The organism is Phaeobacter sp. LSS9 (genome assembly GCF_003443595.1).
Lineage (GTDB): Bacteria > Pseudomonadota > Alphaproteobacteria > Rhodobacterales > Rhodobacteraceae > Phaeobacter > Phaeobacter piscinae.
In genome coordinates this window covers 2,706,776-2,725,457 of the sequence record NZ_CP031956.1, presented here as the reverse complement: position 1 = coordinate 2,725,457, position 18,682 = coordinate 2,706,776, and the positions used below count along the sequence as shown (strand labels likewise).

General features: G+C 60.1%; 13 protein-coding genes. 5 read left to right on the top strand and 8 right to left on the bottom strand.

Annotated elements, in window-relative coordinates:
- Nucleotides 1-60 precede the first annotated feature (60 nt).
- Both D1820_RS13100 and D1820_RS13095 read right to left on the bottom strand, forming a co-directional pair.
- A complete protein-coding gene (locus D1820_RS13100; RefSeq protein WP_118069359.1) occupies nucleotides 61-444 on the bottom strand; it encodes a lysozyme inhibitor LprI family protein in 384 nt (127 codons plus the stop codon).
- Nucleotides 445-570: 126 nt separating this feature from the next.
- Nucleotides 571-1,101, bottom strand: a complete 531-nt coding sequence (locus D1820_RS13095; protein WP_096707789.1) for an invasion associated locus B family protein — start codon at nucleotides 1,099-1,101, stop codon at nucleotides 571-573.
- Between the two features lie 173 nt (nucleotides 1,102-1,274).
- Here D1820_RS13095 and D1820_RS13090 point away from each other — a divergent pair, with 173 nt between their 5' ends.
- Nucleotides 1,275-2,273 carry an asparaginase gene (locus D1820_RS13090; protein ID WP_118069357.1) on the top strand — a complete coding sequence of 333 codons (999 nt, stop codon included), beginning with the start codon at nucleotides 1,275-1,277 and terminating at the stop codon, nucleotides 2,271-2,273.
- Nucleotides 2,274-2,334: 61 nt separating this feature from the next.
- Here D1820_RS13090 and D1820_RS13085 read toward each other — a convergent pair whose 3' ends face one another.
- The 5 genes from D1820_RS13085 to serB all read right to left on the bottom strand — a co-directional run bounded on the left by D1820_RS13085 (nucleotide 2,335) and on the right by serB (nucleotide 5,197).
- Nucleotides 2,335-2,649: a YciI family protein gene (locus D1820_RS13085; RefSeq protein WP_040174963.1), complete on the bottom strand. Its 315-nt coding sequence runs from the start codon at nucleotides 2,647-2,649 to the stop codon at nucleotides 2,335-2,337.
- A gap of 64 nt (nucleotides 2,650-2,713) precedes the next feature.
- On the bottom strand, nucleotides 2,714-3,142 hold the full coding sequence (locus D1820_RS13080) for an SRPBCC domain-containing protein (protein WP_118069356.1): 429 nt from the start codon (nucleotides 3,140-3,142) through the stop codon (nucleotides 2,714-2,716).
- Nucleotides 3,139-3,459 carry a helix-turn-helix transcriptional regulator gene (locus D1820_RS13075; RefSeq protein WP_040174967.1) on the bottom strand — a complete coding sequence of 107 codons (321 nt, stop codon included), beginning with the start codon at nucleotides 3,457-3,459 and terminating at the stop codon, nucleotides 3,139-3,141. Before D1820_RS13075 ends, D1820_RS13080 begins: the two co-directional genes overlap by 4 nt.
- Nucleotides 3,460-3,558: 99 nt before the next feature.
- Nucleotides 3,559-4,317, bottom strand: coding sequence for a TSUP family transporter (locus D1820_RS13070; RefSeq protein WP_040174970.1), 759 nt, complete (start codon nucleotides 4,315-4,317; stop codon nucleotides 3,559-3,561).
- 4 nt (nucleotides 4,318-4,321) lie between these two features.
- On the bottom strand, nucleotides 4,322-5,197 hold the full coding sequence (serB, locus tag D1820_RS13065; protein ID WP_118070196.1) for a phosphoserine phosphatase SerB: 876 nt from the start codon (nucleotides 5,195-5,197) through the stop codon (nucleotides 4,322-4,324).
- 291 nt (nucleotides 5,198-5,488) lie between these two features.
- Between serB and D1820_RS13060 the strand changes: the two genes are divergently transcribed.
- The 3 genes from D1820_RS13060 (at nucleotide 5,489) to D1820_RS13050 (ending at nucleotide 9,199) form a co-directional block, all read left to right on the top strand.
- Nucleotides 5,489-6,643 carry a phosphoserine transaminase gene (locus tag D1820_RS13060; RefSeq protein ID WP_118069355.1) on the top strand — a complete coding sequence of 385 codons (1,155 nt, stop codon included), beginning with the start codon at nucleotides 5,489-5,491 and terminating at the stop codon, nucleotides 6,641-6,643.
- Nucleotides 6,644-6,759: 116 nt separating this feature from the next.
- A complete protein-coding gene (serA, locus tag D1820_RS13055; RefSeq protein WP_040174974.1) occupies nucleotides 6,760-8,355 on the top strand; it encodes a phosphoglycerate dehydrogenase in 1,596 nt (531 codons plus the stop codon).
- 103 nt (nucleotides 8,356-8,458) lie between these two features.
- A complete protein-coding gene (locus D1820_RS13050; protein WP_118069354.1) occupies nucleotides 8,459-9,199 on the top strand; it encodes a metallophosphoesterase family protein in 741 nt (246 codons plus the stop codon).
- Nucleotides 9,200-9,588: 389 nt separating this feature from the next.
- On the opposite strand, the gene D1820_RS13045 is transcribed toward D1820_RS13050, so the two are convergent.
- Nucleotides 9,589-16,194 carry a PA14 domain-containing protein gene (locus D1820_RS13045; protein WP_162894097.1) on the bottom strand — a complete coding sequence of 2,202 codons (6,606 nt, stop codon included), beginning with the start codon at nucleotides 16,192-16,194 and terminating at the stop codon, nucleotides 9,589-9,591.
- 822 nt (nucleotides 16,195-17,016) lie between these two features.
- On the opposite strand from D1820_RS13045, the gene D1820_RS13040 reads away from it, so the two are divergent.
- The gene (locus D1820_RS13040) at nucleotides 17,017-18,666 is read left to right on the top strand and encodes an ABC transporter transmembrane domain-containing protein (protein WP_118069352.1); all 1,650 of its coding nucleotides are present in this window, start codon (nucleotides 17,017-17,019) and stop codon (nucleotides 18,664-18,666) included.
- Nucleotides 18,667-18,682 lie beyond the last annotated feature (16 nt).

The window sequence follows — 18,682 nt, the reverse complement described above, 5'->3', positions numbered from 1 at the left end:
TCTATATAGGATTCTTACCGAAGATCAAAAGGAATCCTGCAGATTGACCTTTTCCGCCCGCTATCCTGCGTGGTCCATCAGCGCCTCAACCCGCCCCCGTGTCAGGCTGATACGGCAGGACAGAATGACGATACCGGTACCGGAACCTCCGCCGAAGGTCGCGCCAACAAAGTCGCAATGCGCATCGCGAAACGCCTCCCACGACTGTTGCGCCGCCTCCAACGCGGGGCCAGCACTTTGGCGCCCTGTCGTGTCGTCCAGATCGGCGGCCGCCTCACGGGCATAGCCAAGCGCCTGCGACAGAGCGGCGTTCGCGCGAATATGGTCACCCTTCAAGCAGTCGCGCAACTCGATCTGAGAACCGGTGTCACTGCATTCCATTGCGGGATCCGCAAGGGCGGGCAGCGGCAGAGCAAGAAGGGCGGAAAGCATGTACTTTCTCATGATGTGACTGTCCTTTTGTCGTCGCCTAACCGAAATGACATTCTGGTGTTGCAAACACAAAACCCCGGGCGAAGGCCGGGGTTTCTAAGCGTTTGATGGAGGCACCGGAACGATGACCGGATGCCCTCAGTTACAGCGCTTTTCTGCGTCTTCGACCGCGGCGGTAAAGCCCAACAGGGAAAAGGTATCTTTCGTCTGGGTGCCGCGGGCCGATCGCGCCGTCAGCACTGCCTTGGCGCCCCGCTTCATCGCGGTGATGATCTTCGCGTCATCCGCAGCGGTGGCAGGCCAGGCCCATTCGCCTTCGGTAAACAGCTCAAATTCTGTGTCGCCCACTGCAAGGTTCACAGTCGATCCCGGAGCAAAAGGATACCCGCCGGTAAAGGTCACCTGACCCTTGTCGCCGGTTTCGGGCCGATAGAAAACAAACAACTGGATTTTGCCGCGGCGCACCGCTTTAACCCGCCCGTCGCGGGTGTTCACGGTTTCCTTGGGCGCAGAGACACCCCAGCATTCCTTCGGGCTTTCGCCTTGGAACACGCTCCAGTCGACATTGCTCGCAACGCGATTGTCAGATTCTGCCTGCTGTGCGGATGCGCTGGTGGCCATTGCGGCCAGACACAGGCCCGCGATGCAGCGGACGAGTTTTGATGTCATTTGTCCCAACTCCAAGACTGTATTTACCTCAAATAAGCCAGAGGACATGCGGCGTTGCCTTCGCCGTCTGGTCCCGATCCCCTCGCTTGTGTACTCATACACACTATCGTAACTATCGCCACGTGTGAAAGCCCGTTTTGGCGGGAAATTGCCAACAGGAAAGGCGTTTTGTGATGACCAACCCCGTACCAATGACCGAAGTATGGCGCGGTCCGCTCCTGGAAAGCCTCCACCTGGGCCATGCCGTGGTCTGTAACGCCAAGGGCGAGATTGTGCGCAGCTGGGGCGATCCTGATGCGGTGATTTACCCCCGCAGCTCGGCCAAGATGATTCAGGCCTTGCCGCTGATCACATCCGGTGCGGCTGCAAAATACGGGCTGACGTCTGAACAGCTGGCCCTGGCCTGCGCCTCCCACAATGGGGCCGAGATCCACACAAGCCGCGTCAACGCCTGGCTGGATCAGCTCTCTATGACCGACCATGATTTTCGCTGCGGCCCGCAACTGCCCGACGATATTCCTGCCCGTAATGCGCTGATCAAAACAGACACCAGCCCCTGCCAGATACATAACAACTGCTCCGGCAAACACGCGGGTTTCTTGACGCTGTCGCAGCATCTGGGCGCCGGACCGGAGTATGTTGAGATTGATCACCCGGTACAGCAGGCCTGCCGCAGCGCCTTTGAACAGGTGACGGAAGAGGTTAGCCCCGGCTACGGTATCGACGGATGCTCGGCCCCGAATTTTGCAACCTCCGTAAAGGGTTTGGCCCGCGCGATGGCCTGGTTCGCCGCCGCGTCTGACCGCTCTGACCGCGACGCTGACGCTGCACAGCAGTTGGTGAGCGCAATGATGGCCCATCCCGAGTTGGTGGCCGGGGAAACCCGTGCCTGCACCAATCTGATGCGCGCTATGGGTGGCAAGGTTGCTATCAAAACCGGGGCCGAAGCGGTCTTCATCGCTATCCTGCCGGAGCAGAAACTGGGCGTTGCGCTCAAGATCACGGATGGGGCCACCCGCGCCAGCGAATGCGCCATTGCAAGCATCCTGGTGGGGCTGGGTGTTCTGGACGCGGATCATCCAGCAACGCTGAAGTACCGGAATGCCCCGCTGATCAATCGTCGCGGCATCGACTGCGGATCCATCCGGCCATCCGCCGAAATGATGTTCTGAATGCAAATCGCCCCGGCAGCCACATGGCGCCCGGGGCGATGCTTACGACAACAGTCTGTCCTTACATTTCGATGATTTCGGCCACCTCGACTGAGCCGTCGCCGCTGGCGACCATCGGGCAACCATTTGCCATTTTGCAGGCGGCGTCGATATCGACCGCCTCGACCACAGAATAACCGGAAAGCGGATTGGCACCGCCATTATCCTCGACCCCAGAATGCTGAACCGTCTTGGACATGCCGACAGGATTGCCCGGCACGACAAGCGCATCGCCCATTTCTCCCATCCAGCTTTTCCAAGCGTCCATAACCTTGGCGCCCTCCTCAGGTGTGTCCGGTGTCTTGCCGCCGTGATACGCAAAAATGAACTGTGGCATTGGGTACTCCTCTCCCGTTTGGGTCTTCGTTAAAAACACTCGCAGCTGCCTGCATCTGCCAGAACTACTGGATCTTGGACGCCAGTTTGCGCAGGGTTGATTCCCAGCCTTTTTGATGACCTGCGGCCTGTTCGGAACTGTCCAGATCGCGATGGTCGATGACGAGGCGGGCGCCGGCCTCGACAGCCTCAACGGTCAGGGTGACATGGCTTTCGTGTCCCCGCGCGCCGGTCTCATCGTGCCACCCCCAGGTAAACCCGATTGATTGCGGCGGCCGGACATGGGTGACCACGCCGGACACATGGTAGCGATCCCCATCCGCATTGGTCATGACCGTGGACCACGGCCCCTCCTGATGAAAATTCAGCGTGTATTCGGGCACGGTCATCCCCTCTGGCCCCCACCACTGCAGCAGCTTTTCGGTGTCGCTGATCCAGGCAAACAGGCGCTCCGGTGACACGGAAAAGTCGCGCTCCAATCGCAGATCTGTCATTCTATTTCCTCCCTTAACGCCGCCTCCAGCCGGTCAAGGCTGTTTTGCCAGAACGACTGGCGCGACATGGTCCAGTCCGCGATCAGCTTCAGCCCCTCCGGTCGCGCAGAATACAAGCGGCGCGTTCCATCGGCACGCTGCGCGACCAGCCCCGCCTCGCGCAGGACCTTGAGATGCCGAGAGACTGCCGGCGCCGTGATCCCAGATCCGCGCACAAGATCCCCAGCGGGCAATTCGCCGTGTTCCATCAACTGTTCAACGATGGCCATGCGGGTGCCGTCAGACAGCGCGGAAAAGGATTTGAGCAGAGGTGTCATGCCGATGACATTAACACATCAGTTAATTAATGGATAGGTTAAATTTAAAACCACTCGTCACCCGGACAAGACATTGGCGCTGCTTTGAAACTCAGACGGTCACAACATGTCCCACAAAAGCCGCAACGCCAGTACGACCGACGTCACCACCAGCAACGGCTTGATCATCCGTGCACCCTGTTTCTGCGCCATCCCCGCGCCCACGCGGGCACCGGCAATCTGCGCAGCACCCATGGCCAGCCCCACACCCCACCAAGGGGTCGCAACAAAGGCAAAGGCCAGAAGCGCGCCAGCGTTGGATGCAAAATTCAGCAACTTCGTATGTGCGGTCGCCCGCAAGATGCCGAAACCGGCCAGCGACACAAAGCCAAGCATGTAGAAACTGCCGGCGCCAGGCCCCAGAAGACCATCATAGAGCCCGCAGAGCGGCACGATTGTGACTGCAAACAGCGTCGGTGAAAGACGCCGTGCCCGGTCGCTGTCATCCAGCCCCTTTTTGGTGGCAAAGAATACCGCGATCCCAATTAGCAGCAACGGCAGGATCCATCGGATCCAGGTTGTCGGCAGAACGGATATCAAAAGCGCGCCGCAGATTGAGGCAAGGCCCGCGATCAGCGCCGACCCGGCCTGCGCCCGCAGGTCAACATGACCGCCGCGGGAATAGCTGATCGCCGCGGTGGCGGCTCCGAACAACCCTTGAATCTTGTTGGTCGCCAAAGCGGTAATGGGATTGGCACCGGCCAGCAGCAATACAGGCACCGTGATCAGCCCTCCACCGCCCGCAACCGCATCAATAAACCCAGCCGCAAACCCTGCTGCCATCAACAGCAGCAGGAGATCAAACCCCACTTCGAACATTAAATCAGCCCTTGAAATCAGTCCGGGCATAGCCCTGGAGATAAAGCAGTGCCGTCAGATCGCCGTGGTTGATACGGATATCACATTCTGCGGCCACAGATGGTTTGGCGTGCAAGGCAACCCCTGCACCTGCCCGGCCCAACATGCCGAGATCGTTGGCCCCGTCACCGACCGCCATGACATCCGCCTCGCTCAACCCGAGGCGGGCGGTGATCTGTTCCAGCGCCTCAACCTTGGCAGCGCGCCCCAGAATCGGCATACCAACCTCGCCAGTGAGCAACCCATCGGCGACCAGCAACGTATTGGCACGGTTCTCATCGAATCCCAGCTGCTCTGCCACCCGAGAGGTGAAGGCGGTGAACCCACCGGACACCAGCGCCGCGTAGGCCCCGTCAGCCTTCATTGTAGCCAGCAACGCGGGCCCACCAGGCATCAAGGTAATGCGACGATCCAGAACCTGAGCAATCACTTCGACAGGCAGCCCTTTCAGCAGCGCCACGCGCTCCCGCAGGGCGCCGTCAAAATTCAGTTCACCATTCATGGCGCGTGCGGTGATCTCCTTAACACGCGCACCGACGCCCGCCTCCTCGGCCAGCTCATCAATACACTCCTGTTGGATCATGGTGCTGTCCATATCGGCCAGCAGCATCTTCTTGCGACGCCCCTCCCTTGGCTGAACCACCAGATCAACGCCCAGATCCTGCAGATCGGCCCAGACCTCCCATTGGTTATCCGGCAACCGCTCCAAAGAGAACTCCGCAGCAATATCGGGTGCCAGCCACTGTGCGTCCCCACCACCCCAGGCATTGCGCAGAGAGTCGACAAGCGCAGGCGCAAGGCAGGGGTTTTTCGGATTGCAAAGCAGGGTGGCAACAAACATCGGCAGGCTCCATTCAGGCGGGGTTGCGCCCGTCATACGCCCGCACGCCCACTATCGCCAAGCCCTCGAATCCACCTCGATGCTAGAACTGTGCTGCCAGCGTCGCACATCACGTCGGCCTGCCGTCCTAGGATACATCTGTTTCCGAAAGGCGTCACAACAGGTCGTGAATGATCCCAAAATGGCCGCTATTTGTCGTTTTCCCTGTTGCCGGGCCGGATTTCAGCCAGTAGCCCTATCTGTGGGACACCTCTCCCCAACGAGAGGCGCTTATCTGGAAGGATAGCAGTAATGGCTATTGAACAACCGGCAACGCGGCCGGGTAATCCGCGTTTTTCTTCTGGCCCCTGCGCCAAACCCCCCGCATTTGATCTGACCAAACTTGCAGGCGCGCCCTTGGGCCGCAGCCACCGTGCTGCCGTTGGCAAGGACAAGCTGCTCGCCGCAATTGAAGGCACGCGCGAAATCCTCGGCGTACCGGCGGATTACCGCATTGGCATCGTGCCTGCCTCGGACACTGGTGCGGTCGAGATGGCGATGTGGAACCTGCTGGGCGCACGTGGTGCGGAGATGCTGGCCTGGGAGAGCTTTGGCGCGGGCTGGGTTACGGATGTTGTCAAACAGCTGAAACTGGACGCGGTTGTGAAGACCGCCGACTACGGTGAGCTGGTCGATCTGGCCTCTGTCGATTTCAACAATGACGTCGTTTTCACCTGGAACGGCACCACCTCCGGCGTACGGGTTCCCAATGGCGACTGGATCCCGGCAGATCGTGCAGGGCTGACCATCTGCGATGCGACCTCTGCCGCCTTTGCGCAGGATCTGCCGTGGGACAAACTGGATGTGACCACCTTCTCCTGGCAGAAAGTTCTGGGTGGTGAGGCCGCACATGGCATGATCATCCTGTCCCCGAGCGCGGTCGAACGGCTGGAAAGCTATACCCCAGCCTGGCCCCTGCCGAAGATCTTCCGCCTGACCAAAGGCGGCAAGCTGATCGACGGTATCTTCAAGGGGGCGACGATCAATACACCGTCCATGCTGGCGGTTGAGGATTACCTGCTGGCGCTGGACTGGGCGCGGTCTGTTGGTGGTCTGGACGGGTTGAAGGCGCGCGCGGACGCAAATGCCCAGGCGATCTTCAACTTTTGTGCCAACCGCCCATGGATCGCCAATCTGGCAACGGATGTCGCGACACGGTCAAACACCTCAGTCTGCCTGAAGTTCACCGATCCCCGCATTCAGGACGGCGCTGGATTTGCCAAGGCAATCGCCAAGCGGCTGGAAGCGGAGAACATCGCTCTGGACATCGGCGCCTATCGCGACGCGCCGGCCGGCCTGCGCATCTGGTGCGGCGGCACGGTTGAGACCTCGGATATCGAGGCCATGCTGCCCTGGCTCGAATGGGCCTTTGGGGTCGAAATCGCAGCACAATCGGCAGCGGCCTGATCAAGACGCCGCCTGCCCGACCAACCCCATCGGGCAGGCACCATATACCCTGACGCCTAGCGCGGCGTCATTCCAGACATTCGGCCCAACCGGCCCCCGCATGAAGGACCTACCCCATGGCTCCCAAAGTTCTCATTTCCGACAAGCTGTCCGAAGCCGCAGTTCAGATTTTCCGTGATCGCGGTATCGACGTTGATTTCCAGCCCGACCTTGGCAAAGACAAGGACAAGCTGGCCGCAATCATCGGCGACTACGACGGGCTTGCGATCCGTTCGGCCACCAAGGTGACGCAGAAAATCCTCGACAACGCCACCAACCTCAAGGTGATCGCCCGCGCCGGCATCGGCACCGACAATATCGACAAGGATGCTGCCTCGCAGAAGGGCGTGATCGTGATGAACACGCCTTTTGGCAATATGATCACCACCGCCGAGCATGCCATCGCCATGATGTTTGCTGTCGCGCGACAGATCCCTGAGGCCTCCACCTCGACCCATGCCGGAAAATGGGAGAAATCCAAATTCATGGGGGTTGAGCTGACCAACAAAACCCTTGGCGTGATTGGGGCTGGCAATATCGGCGGCATCGTCTGCGATCGCGCGCGTGGGTTGAAGATGAAAGTCGTCGCTTACGATCCCTTCCTCAGCCAGGAGAAGGCTGACAAGATCGGCGTGGAGAAGGTCGAGTTGGATGAGCTGCTCGCGCGGGCCGATTTCATCACCCTGCATGTGCCGCTGACCGATCAGACCCGGAATATCCTGTCCAAGGAAAACCTGGAGAAGACCAAGAAAGGCGTGCGGATCATCAACTGTGCCCGTGGCGGGCTGGTAGATGAGGCCGCCCTGGCAGAGTTGCTGACCTCTGGCCATGTCGCCGGCGCGGCCTTTGATGTCTTCTCCGAAGAACCGGCCAAAACCAACCCATTGTTTGGGCTGCCGAACGTGGTCTGCACCCCGCATCTGGGCGCTGCCACCAGTGAGGCGCAGGAGAATGTTGCCCTGCAGGTCGCGGAACAGATGTCCAACTATTTGCTGGACGGCGCGGTCGAGAACGCGCTGAACATGCCCTCTATGACCGCTGAGGAAGCCCGCGTCATGGGCCCGTGGGTTGCCCTTTCCGGCCATCTCGGCGGCTTCATCGGGCAGATGACGGATGAACCCATTCAGGCGATCAACATCCTATATGACGGTGTTGCCTCCGAGATGAACCTTGCCGCACTGAACTGCTCGGTTGTGGCAGGCATCATGAAGAAGCTGAACCCGGACGTGAACATGGTCTCCGCCCCGGTGGTGGCCCGCGAACGCGGCATACAGATTTCCACCACCAATCAGGATAAATCCGGCACCTTCGATGGCTATATCAAGGTCACGGTGGTCACCAGCAAGCGCGAGCGTTCGGTGGCCGGGACGGTGTTCTCCGACGGCAAGCCACGCTTCATCCAGATCAAAGGCATCAACATTGATGCCGAGGTCGGGGCGCATATGCTCTATACCACCAACGAAGATGTTCCGGGCATCATTGGGACACTGGGGCAGATCCTGGGCGATATGGGCGTCAATATCGCCAACTTTACCCTTGGCCGGTCCGAGGCTGGCGGAGAGGCCATCGCGCTTCTCTACGTTGATGAACCGGTGCCCGCAGCTGCTCGCGCCGCTTTGGCAGAAACCGAGTTTTTCAACCAGATCAAGCCGCTACAGTTCGATGTCAGCTGATGTCTAGCTCAGTTTTGGTTTAAGCAGATGCGTCGCTCGGGTATAAGGGCGGCGCATTTTCCGTTTTGCCTCTGTTGATGACGCCCTGAGGAGCCCCTGCCCTATGACCAGATCTACGACCAGCCCAATCTACGCCATTGGTGATATTCACGGCCAGCTGGAGATGTTGGAACAGGCACTGGAACGTATCGAAGCAGACGGCGGTCGTGACGCACCGGTCGTGTTCCTGGGGGATTTTATCGACCGTGGCCCTGATAGTCGGGGTGTCATTGATCTGCTGATCCGTGGACAGGCTGAAGGACGGGACTGGATCACGCTCCTTGGCAATCACGACCGCATGTTTGCATGGTTCATGGAAGATATCCCCCGCCAAGATCCCCATATGCTGGTTGGCTATCACTGGCTGCATGAGCGTATCGGCGGGATCGAAACCCTGGAGAGCTATGGCGTTGCTGTTCCTGAACGCACTCGACTGGAGGAGGTCCATGCCGCAGCAAGAGCCGCCGTACCCGATCGCCACATCACCTTCCTTCAGGCGTTGAAAGCAATGCACCAGACCGATGATCTCGCCTTTGTCCACGCAGGGATCAAGCCTGGCGTTCCTTTGGACAAGCAAGCCGAAAACGATCTGGTGTGGATCCGCCAGCCCTTCCATAAACACACCGAGCAGCATCCAAAACTAATCATCCACGGCCATACACCGGTCGATACACCCACGCATTACGGCAATCGTATCAACCTCGACACGGGGGCGGGCTACGGCAAACCGCTCACCACGGCTGTCTTTGAAGGCGCGGCAGCCTGGTCGCTCAGTGACACAGGGCGACAAAAGCTAACCCCATAACCATCCTCTTCTGGTCAAATATACCTAAAGTGATCTTTAATCAGCCATTCGGCACTACGTTCGCAAAGCCAATTTTCGCGCAAAGCACGCTGAAAGCAGAAAATTTTTCCGTACGCGCTCGCAGAACGCGGGTCAGCGCATTCTGGGAAAAACCTAGGGACTCGCCCACGAAGATTGCGGGCTTTCAGATACGCGCTGTGTTCTTTTCTTCGCAAGCCTCCTCATTCGGAGAAAACCGACCCCCTTGGACAGGAATGCTATGTACTGCCTTCTCTAGCGACTCAAAATCGGTGCGCGATCTTGGCACTAGAGAGAATACCATGCCCTCCGACAGTCATAGGGTCACCCAATAGCGACGCCTGATAACTGAAGTGAGATCCAAGCAAACATCAGAACAACGCGGGCAAACCGTGGTCTTCAACGGGCGTGACAGGGAGACCATCGAACGGCGCTGACAGTTCTTCATCTGGCGCCAGTACATTCGCCGCCAGCGTAATATCCGGCGCCCCAGCGCCGAGGCCCAGATCCAATCCCACGCCGATTATCCCCAGATCGATATCAAGGTCGAGCAAGATGCCATCTTCCGGCACCACATTCACGTCGAAACTTGTCGTGCTGGTCTCCACCTCGCCATCTGGGGAACGCAGCGTTGTCTCCAGATCAAGTGTGACAGTCCCCAAATCATCAGAAGCTGGCGCGATCACCAACTGTGACAGATCCCAACCGGTGACATCAATTTCGCCACCCGCAGCAACTGCGGTCTCCTCTCCCGCGCTGAAGATCCAGTTATCCGGCACACCAGTCAGTTTGACCGCCTCCAGAGTAGAAGTGCCTGTGTCAATATCAACAATGAACCCTGCATCATCGTTATTTTCAATCGAGCCGTGCGGACTCGGTGTGACCAAGCTGAAATCAGCCTCCCCGGGCGCGCGCCATTCCAAGCTCATCTCTGCGTCGCCATTCAGGTCCAGATGGTAGATGACAATCTCATGCTCACCCGCAGACAAGCTGCAGCTTCCCAGTTCAACAGTCACCAAACCCTCAACAGCTTTGACGATCGTCGACACGCCATCAATCCAGACAATCGCGGTATCACCGGTGGTTAACCTAAATTCATAGCTCCCCGCCTCAGAAACATCGATCCGCCCAGTGACCTTAGTTGCAAAAACATCCGGTGACAGCAGGTCAAAAAAGGTAAAGGGCGTGCTCGGGAAATCGATTGTCTGCGTGTAAATTTCGTCCAGCGGATCACTGTTGTAGTCGATATCGAGGATATTCAACACGCCATCGACAACTGCGATCTGCTCAACATGAAAGCTGGTGTTGACCGTAACAGTGGCCGGAACGACCGGCACATCTGTGACTGAAATATTGAATTGCTGATCAGAGCTATTGCCCCCTGCATCCGTCGCGGTCACGGTCACCGTCACGCTGGGTTCCGCCTCATAGTCGAGGCTGATGCCATCCTTCAGCTTCAGCGTGCCATCGCCCTGCACCTCAAAGCGGGCATCATCCACGGTGAATGTGAGCGCCCCGCCCTCGGGATCGCTGGCGGTGAGCGTGCCGATGGCCGCCCCCGCCGCATTCTCCGCCACAACGCTGCTGCTGAGCGACAGCCCTTCCGGTGCCTCATCCACATCCGTCACCGTCAGGGTGAACGCCTGATCCGAGCTGTTGCCCCCCGCATCCGTCGCGGTCACGGTGACCGTCACGCTGGGTTCCGCCTCATAATCCAGGCTGATGCCGTCCTTCAGCTTCAACGTGCCATCGCCCTGCACCTCAAACCGCGCGTCATCCACGGTGAATGTGAGCGCCCCGCCTTCGGGGTCGCTGGCGGTGAGCGTGCCGATGGCCGTCCCCGCTGCATTCTCCGCCACCACGCTGCTGCTGAGCGACAACCCTTCCGGCGCCTCATCCACATCACTCACGGTGAGGGTGAAGGCCTGATCCGAGCTGTTGCCCCCCGCATCGGTCGCGGTCACCGTCACTGTCACGCTGGGCTCCGCCTCATAATCCAGGCTGATGCCGTCCTTCAGCTTCAGCGTGCCATCGCCCTGCACCTCAAACCGGGCGTCATCCACGGTGAATGTGTAAGGACCACCACCCGGCGCATCGCTGCTGACCACGCCCACCGCGGCACCGGTGTCATTCTCGGACAGGGTCGTGTTATCCAACGAGAGGGTTCCGGCATCTTCATCCGCATCACTCACCGTCAGGGTAAACGCCTGATCAGAGCTATTGCCGCCCGCATCCGTCGCGGTCACGGTGACCGTCACACTGGGTTCCGCCTCATAGTCGAGGCTGATGCCATCCTTCAGCTTCAGCGTGCCATCGCCCTGCACCTCAAAGCGGGCATCATCCACGGTGAATGTGAGCGCCCCGCCCTCGGGATCGCTGGCGGTGAGCGTGCCGATGGCCGCCCCCGCTGCATTCTCCGCCACAACGCTGCTGCTGAGCGACAGCCCTTCCGGTGCCTCATCCACATCCGTCACCGTCAGGGTGAACGCCTGATCGGAGCTGTTGCCCCCCGCATCCGTCGCGGTCACGGTGACCGTCACGCTGGGCTCCGCCTCATAATCCAGGCTGATGCCATCCTTCAGCTTCAGCGTGCCATAGCCCTGTACTTCAAACCGGGCGTCATCCACGGTGAATGTGAGCGCCCCGCCTTCGGGATCGCTGGCGGTGAGCGTGCCGATGGCCGCCCCCGCTGCATTCTCCGCCACAACGCTGCTGCTGAGCGACAGCCCTTCCGGTGCCTCATCCACATCCGTCACCGTCAGGGTGAACGCCTGATCCGAGCTGTTGCCCCCCGCATCCGTCGCGGTCACGGTGACCGTCACGCTGGGCTCCGCCTCATAGTCGAGGCTGATGCCATCTTTCAGTTTCAACGTGCCATCGCCCTGCACCTCAAACCGCGCGTCATCCACGGTGAATGTGAGCGCCCCGCCTTCGGGATCGCTGGCGGTGAGCGTGCCGATGGCCGCCCCCGCTGCATTCTCCGCCACCACGCTGCTGCTGAGCGACAACCCTTCCGGCGCCTCATCCACATCCGTCACCGTCAGGGTGAACGCCTGATCGGAGCTGTTGCCCCCCGCATCCGTCGCGGTCACGGTGACCGTCACGCTGGGCTCCGCCTCATAGTCGAGGCTGATGCCATCTTTCAGTTTCAACGTGCCATCGCCCTGCACCTCAAACCGCGCGTCATCCACGGTGAATGTGATCGCCCCGCCTTCGGGATCGCTGGCGGTGAGCGTGCCGATGGCCGCCCCCGCCGCATTCTCCGCCACAACGCTGCTGCTGAGCGACAGCCCTTCCGGTGCCTCATCCACATCCGTCACCGTCAGGGTGAACGCCTGATCGGAGCTGTTGCCCCCCGCATCCGTCGCGGTCACGGTGACCGTCACGCTGGGCTCCGCCTCATAATCCAGGCTGATGCCATCCTTCAGCTTCAGCGTGCCATAGCCCTGTACTTCAAACCGGGCGTCATCCACGGTGAATGTGAGCGCCCCGCCTTCGGGATCGCTGGCGGTGAGCGTGCCGATGGCCGCCCCCGCTGCATTCTCCGCCACAACGCTGCTGCTGAGCGACAGCCCTTCCGGTGCCTCATCCACATCCGTCACCGTCAGGGTGAACGCCTGATCCGAGCTGTTGCCCCCCGCATCGGTCGCGGTCACCGTCACTGTCACGCTGGGCTCCGCCTCATAATCCAGGCTGATGCCGTCCTTCAGCTTCAGCGTGCCATCGCCCTGCACCTCAAACCGGGCGTCATCCACGGTGAATGTGTAAGGACCACCACCCGGCGCATCGCTGCTGACCACGCCCACCGCGGCACCGGTGTCATTCTCGGACAGGGTCGTGTTATCCAACGAGAGGGTTCCGGCATCTTCATCCGCATCACTCACCGTCAGGGTAAACGCCTGATCAGAGCTATTGCCGCCCGCATCCGTCGCGGTCACGGTGACCGTCACACTGGGTTCCGCCTCATAGTCGAGGCTGATGCCATCCTTCAGCTTCAGCGTGCCATCGCCCTGCACCTCAAAGCGGGCATCATCCACGGTGAATGTGAGCGCCCCGCCCTCGGGATCGCTGGCGGTGAGCGTGCCGATGGCCGCCCCCGCTGCATTCTCCGCCACAACGCTGCTGCTGAGCGACAGCCCTTCCGGTGCCTCATCCACATCCGTCACCGTCAGGGTGAACGCCTGATCGGAGCTGTTGCCCCCCGCATCCGTCGCGGTCACGGTGACCGTCACGCTGGGCTCCGCCTCATAATCCAGGCTGATGCCATCCTTCAGCTTCAGCGTGCCATAGCCCTGTACTTCAAACCGGGCGTCATCCACGGTGAATGTGAGCGCCCCGCCTTCGGGATCGCTGGCGGTGAGCGTGCCGATGGCCGCCCCCGCTGCATTCTCCGCCACAACGCTGCTGCTGAGCGACAGCCCTTCCGGTGCCTCATCCACATCCGTCACCGTCAGGGTGAACGCCTGATCCGAGCTGTTGCCCCCCGCATCCGTCGCGGTCACGGTGACCGTCACGCTGGGCTCCGCCTCATAGTCGAGGCTGATGCCATCTTTCAGCTTCAACGTGCCATCGCCCTGTACTTCAAACCGGGCGTCATCCACGGTGAATGTGAGCGCCCCGCCTTCGGGGTCTCTGGCGGTGAGCGTGCCGATGGCCGCCCCCGCTGCATTCTCCGCCACAACGCTGCTGCTGAGCGACAGCCCTTCCGGTGCCTCATCCACATCCGTCACCGTCAGGGTGAACGCCTGATCGGAGCTGTTGCCCCCCGCATCCGTCGCGGTCACGGTGACCGTCACGCTGGGCTCCGCCTCATAATCCAGGCTGATGCCATCCTTCAGCTTCAGCGTGCCATAGCCCTGTACTTCAAACCGGGCGTCATCCACGGTGAATGTGAGCGCCCCGCCTTCGGGATCGCTGGCGGTGAGCGTGCCGATGGCCGCCCCCGCTGCATTCTCCGCCACAACGCTGCTGCTGAGCGACAGCCCTTCCGGTGCCTCATCCACATCCGTCACCGTCAGGGTGAACGCCTGATCCGAGCTGTTGCCCCCCGCATCCGTCGCGGTCACGGTGACCGTCACGCTGGGCTCCGCCTCATAGTCGAGGCTGATGCCATCTTTCAGTTTCAACGTGCCATCGCCCTGCACCTCAAACCGCGCGTCATCCACGGTGAATGTGAGCGCCCCGCCTTCGGGATCGCTGGCGGTGAGCGTGCCGATGGCCGCCCCCGCTGCATTCTCCGCCACCACGCTGCTGCTGAGCGACAACCCTTCCGGCGCCTCATCCACATCCGTCACCGTCAGGGTGAACGCCTGATCGGAGCTGTTGCCCCCCGCATCCGTCGCGGTCACGGTGACCGTCACGCTGGGCTCCGCCTCATAGTCGAGGCTGATGCCATCTTTCAGTTTCAACGTGCCATCGCCCTGCACCTCAAACCGCGCGTCATCCACGGTGAATGTGATCGCCCCGCCTTCGGGATCGCTGGCGGTGAGCGTGCCGATGGCCGCCCCCGCCGCATTCTCCGCCACAACGCTGCTGCTGAGCGACAGCCCTTCCGGTGCCTCATCCACATCCGTCACCGTCAGGGTGAACGCCTGATCGGAGCTGTTGCCCCCCGCATCCGTCGCGGTCACGGTGACCGTCACGCTGGGCTCCGCCTCATAATCCAGGCTGATGCCATCCTTCAGCTTCAGCGTGCCATAGCCCTGTACTTCAAACCGGGCGTCATCCACGGTGAATGTGAGCGCCCCGCCTTCGGGATCGCTGGCGGTGAGCGTGCCGATGGCCGCCCCCGCTGCATTCTCCGCCACAACGCTGCTGCTGAGCGACAGCCCTTCCGGTGCCTCATCCACATCCGTCACCGTCAGGGTGAACGCCTGATCCGAGCTGTTGCCCCCCGCATCGGTCGCGGTCACCGTCACTGTCACGCTGGGCTCCGCCTCATAATCCAGGCTGATGCCGTCCTTCAGCTTCAGCGTGCCATCGCCCTGCACCTCAAACCGGGCGTCATCCACGGTGAATGTGTAAGGACCACCACCCGGCGCATCGCTGCTGACCACGCCCACCGCGGCACCGGTGTCATTCTCGGACAGGGTCGTGTTATCCAACGAGAGGGTTCCGGCATCTTCATCCGCATCACTCACCGTCAGGGTAAACGCCTGATCAGAGCTATTGCCGCCCGCATCCGTCGCGGTCACGGTGACCGTCACACTGGGTTCCGCCTCATAGTCGAGGCTGATGCCATCCTTCAGCTTCAGCGTGCCATCGCCCTGCACCTCAAAGCGGGCATCATCCACGGTGAATGTGAGCGCCCCGCCCTCGGGATCGCTGGCGGTGAGCGTGCCGATGGCCGCCCCCGCTGCATTCTCCGCCACAACGCTGCTGCTGAGCGACAGCCCTTCCGGTGCCTCATCCACATCCGTCACCGTCAGGGTGAACGCCTGATCGGAGCTGTTGCCCCCCGCATCCGTCGCGGTCACGGTGACCGTCACGCTGGGCTCCGCCTCATAATCCAGGCTGATGCCATCCTTCAGCTTCAGCGTGCCATAGCCCTGTACTTCAAACCGGGCGTCATCCACGGTGAATGTGAGCGCCCCGCCTTCGGGATCGCTGGCGGTGAGCGTGCCGATGGCCGCCCCCGCTGCATTCTCCGCCACAACGCTGCTGCTGAGCGACAGCCCTTCCGGTGCCTCATCCACATCCGTCACCGTCAGGGTGAACGCCTGATCCGAGCTGTTGCCCCCCGCATCCGTCGCGGTCACGGTGACCGTCACGCTGGGCTCCGCCTCATAGTCGAGGCTGATGCCATCTTTCAGCTTCAACGTGCCATCGCCCTGTACTTCAAACCGGGCGTCATCCACGGTGAATGTGAGCGCCCCGCCTTCGGGGTCTCTGGCGGTGAGCGTGCCGATGGCCGCCCCCGCTGCATTCTCCGCCACAACGCTGCTGCTGAGCGACAGCCCTTCCGGCGCCTCATCCACATCCGCTGTTTCCGGTGACGAATCGGGCTCAAAGCTCGGTCCGACTGATTGGGGATCAGCAACAGGCTTGGTTCCTACTGCCCTGGTTGGCTGCTCACCTTCCCCTAGCAGAGGCACAGCAGCAGATTGCTGTCCGGTTCCCTGTGGTCCCTCGACCGCGCCAGTTGCCGGGTTGCCTGTGGACAATTGAGCTTGCTGGCCACCGGATACACCAGGAGCGCCGTTCTCGCCCGGCAGATCGCGAGAAAGGAAGCCAGGTTGCGAAGATGTGAACTCCGTCTTGCCAGACGAAGGCGAATTGACTTCCGTATAGTTGTTTACAATTTCGTCCGGGGCAGGACGGTTGTCAGGTGGCGGCGGTGCCTCTTCCTCGATCTTTTGAAACTGGGCCGTACCCTGATGAAGCAGCGCTTGGCGTTCTGGGTCATAGTCCCCGTCTGTTTCGCCAAATGTGGGAGCCGTGTTTGCAGTTTTCACGCTTAGTTCACGTTCTGTTTCCTGATGCAAATCGCTGCGTCTCTTGGACCCAGAGTTCTGAAACACACCGGACTGATCAGGGGCCTCTCCCACCATTGTACTCTCCTACAGCGTAACATGCTGAACCAAAAAATGTTAAAATCGTAGCGAATTTCAGATCTTTTGTACTGACACCAAACGACGTAACGGTACAAAATAAAAACACCTGAAACGATCTTTATAAAGATTCAACTCTACTAAAAGTAGTTTTTCTCATCGAAGGAGATTTAACTGCCTGTAAAGGCCAAGAGTGTCAGCTTAGCTTGTAAAGTTTTTATCGAGTATTTGTGTTTTTGGGGGTTGCCGATGGTTAGTGTAGACCAGGCAGAGGTACCATCTGTCCAGGCAAGCTGGCGCGGTATCGACGTGGATTCAGTTGTATCGGGCGTTGTCATCAACATGCTGACACTTGCGATGCCATTGGCCTTGCTGCAAGTTTTTGACCGGGTCATTCCCAATGGTTCCTACGGAACTCTGTTTGGCATTTTTCTTGCGATGTTGGGGGTTATCACAATCGACCTCTTGCTCAAAGTAGCCCGAGCCCACTTCGTTCTGGAGGCTGCACGTCAGCGGGGTCATCAAATCAGCATGGATGTCACGCAGGCGCTCTTTGAGGGATCGCCTAAGGCTCTGGACCGTCTGGGTAAAGAAGCTACAGTGGAGCGCCTGATGGGGTTGCTGGGGCTGCGCCAAGCTGTGCAAGAGCAGGTGGTCAAGGTGACCGTTGATCTTGTGTTTTCCGGTCTCTTTCTGCTGATCATTGCGGGGCTTGGTGGCTGGCTGGTGCTTGCGCCGCTCAGCGTCATGCTAGGACTGTTGATTTTCGCAGCAACTCTGCGCCCTGCCTACCGGGATGCATCGAGAAAGCGGCGTGAGTATGATCGCCGCAGGATGTCCTTCCTCTCAGAAGTACTGCAGCAATCCAGATTGGTTAAGCTTCTCGGATTGGAACATCAGATGCTGCGGCGCTACGAATTGCTGCAGGCCAGCTCTTCAGTATCAAGTGAAAAACTTATTCGACTTAGCGGCGGTAGCATCGGAGCCGCCAGTATGGGCGCCCAGATTGCCACCGTACTGACCTGTGCAGCAGGTGGTGTCTTGGCCATTCAAAGCACGTTCTCTGTGGCCGAACTGGCGGCTTGCATGCTGCTAACCGGACGGGCAGTACAACCTGTCATCCAGCTCACGTTTCTGAGTGCGGCGAGAGACGATGCCGCCGCACGGTTCTCGGGCCTGGCGGAAGTGGCAGACGCCCGTACTGATGATGCCCACCGCCAGCGCGATACGGTCAGCGGTGGCCTGTCAGTAACGAACCTTGGGCTACGGAGGGAAGACGGAAGCGGTTTCCACTTCCGCAATGTTAGTTTTTCTGCCTCTCCCGGCCAGTTAGTGGTGGTAGATGGTCCGCTGTCTTCGCGCAGAGGCTGCCTGTTACAATTGCTCGCGGGAGAGCTGCAGCCGGACGAAGGCAGCGTCTTCCTGGACGGCTACGGCCAGCTGGAGACCAGTGTAATCGCCGCTCCGCAGGGGCTTGTGTTTGAGCCTAGGGAACCAGTTATTCTGGAAGGAAAGATACTTCAGAACCTGACTGGTTTCAGTTTGGCAACTCCCGACAACGAATTGCAGAACACCGCGCTGAAACTGGGGCTGGCCAGACAAATAGCGCAACTGCCAGATGGCCTTCAAAGCACCCTATCAAGTGACCGCCGCGGAACTGGCAGTCCGGGCTTTTACCGGCGCCTGGCTCTGACCAGGGCCTTAGCACAGCGACCACGCATTCTGCTGTTGGAAGACCCGCTTTCAGACCTGGACCCAACGGGTCAACGAGCTGTTGCTGAACTGTTGATTTCACTCAAGGGTCGTATGACCTGTGTACTGACCCGTCCAGACGCAACGCTCAGACAAGCTGCTGATTGCACAGTTACTTTGCGTCCTGAAATACCCACGAGCCGCTAGCTCAGCTCCGAACCGG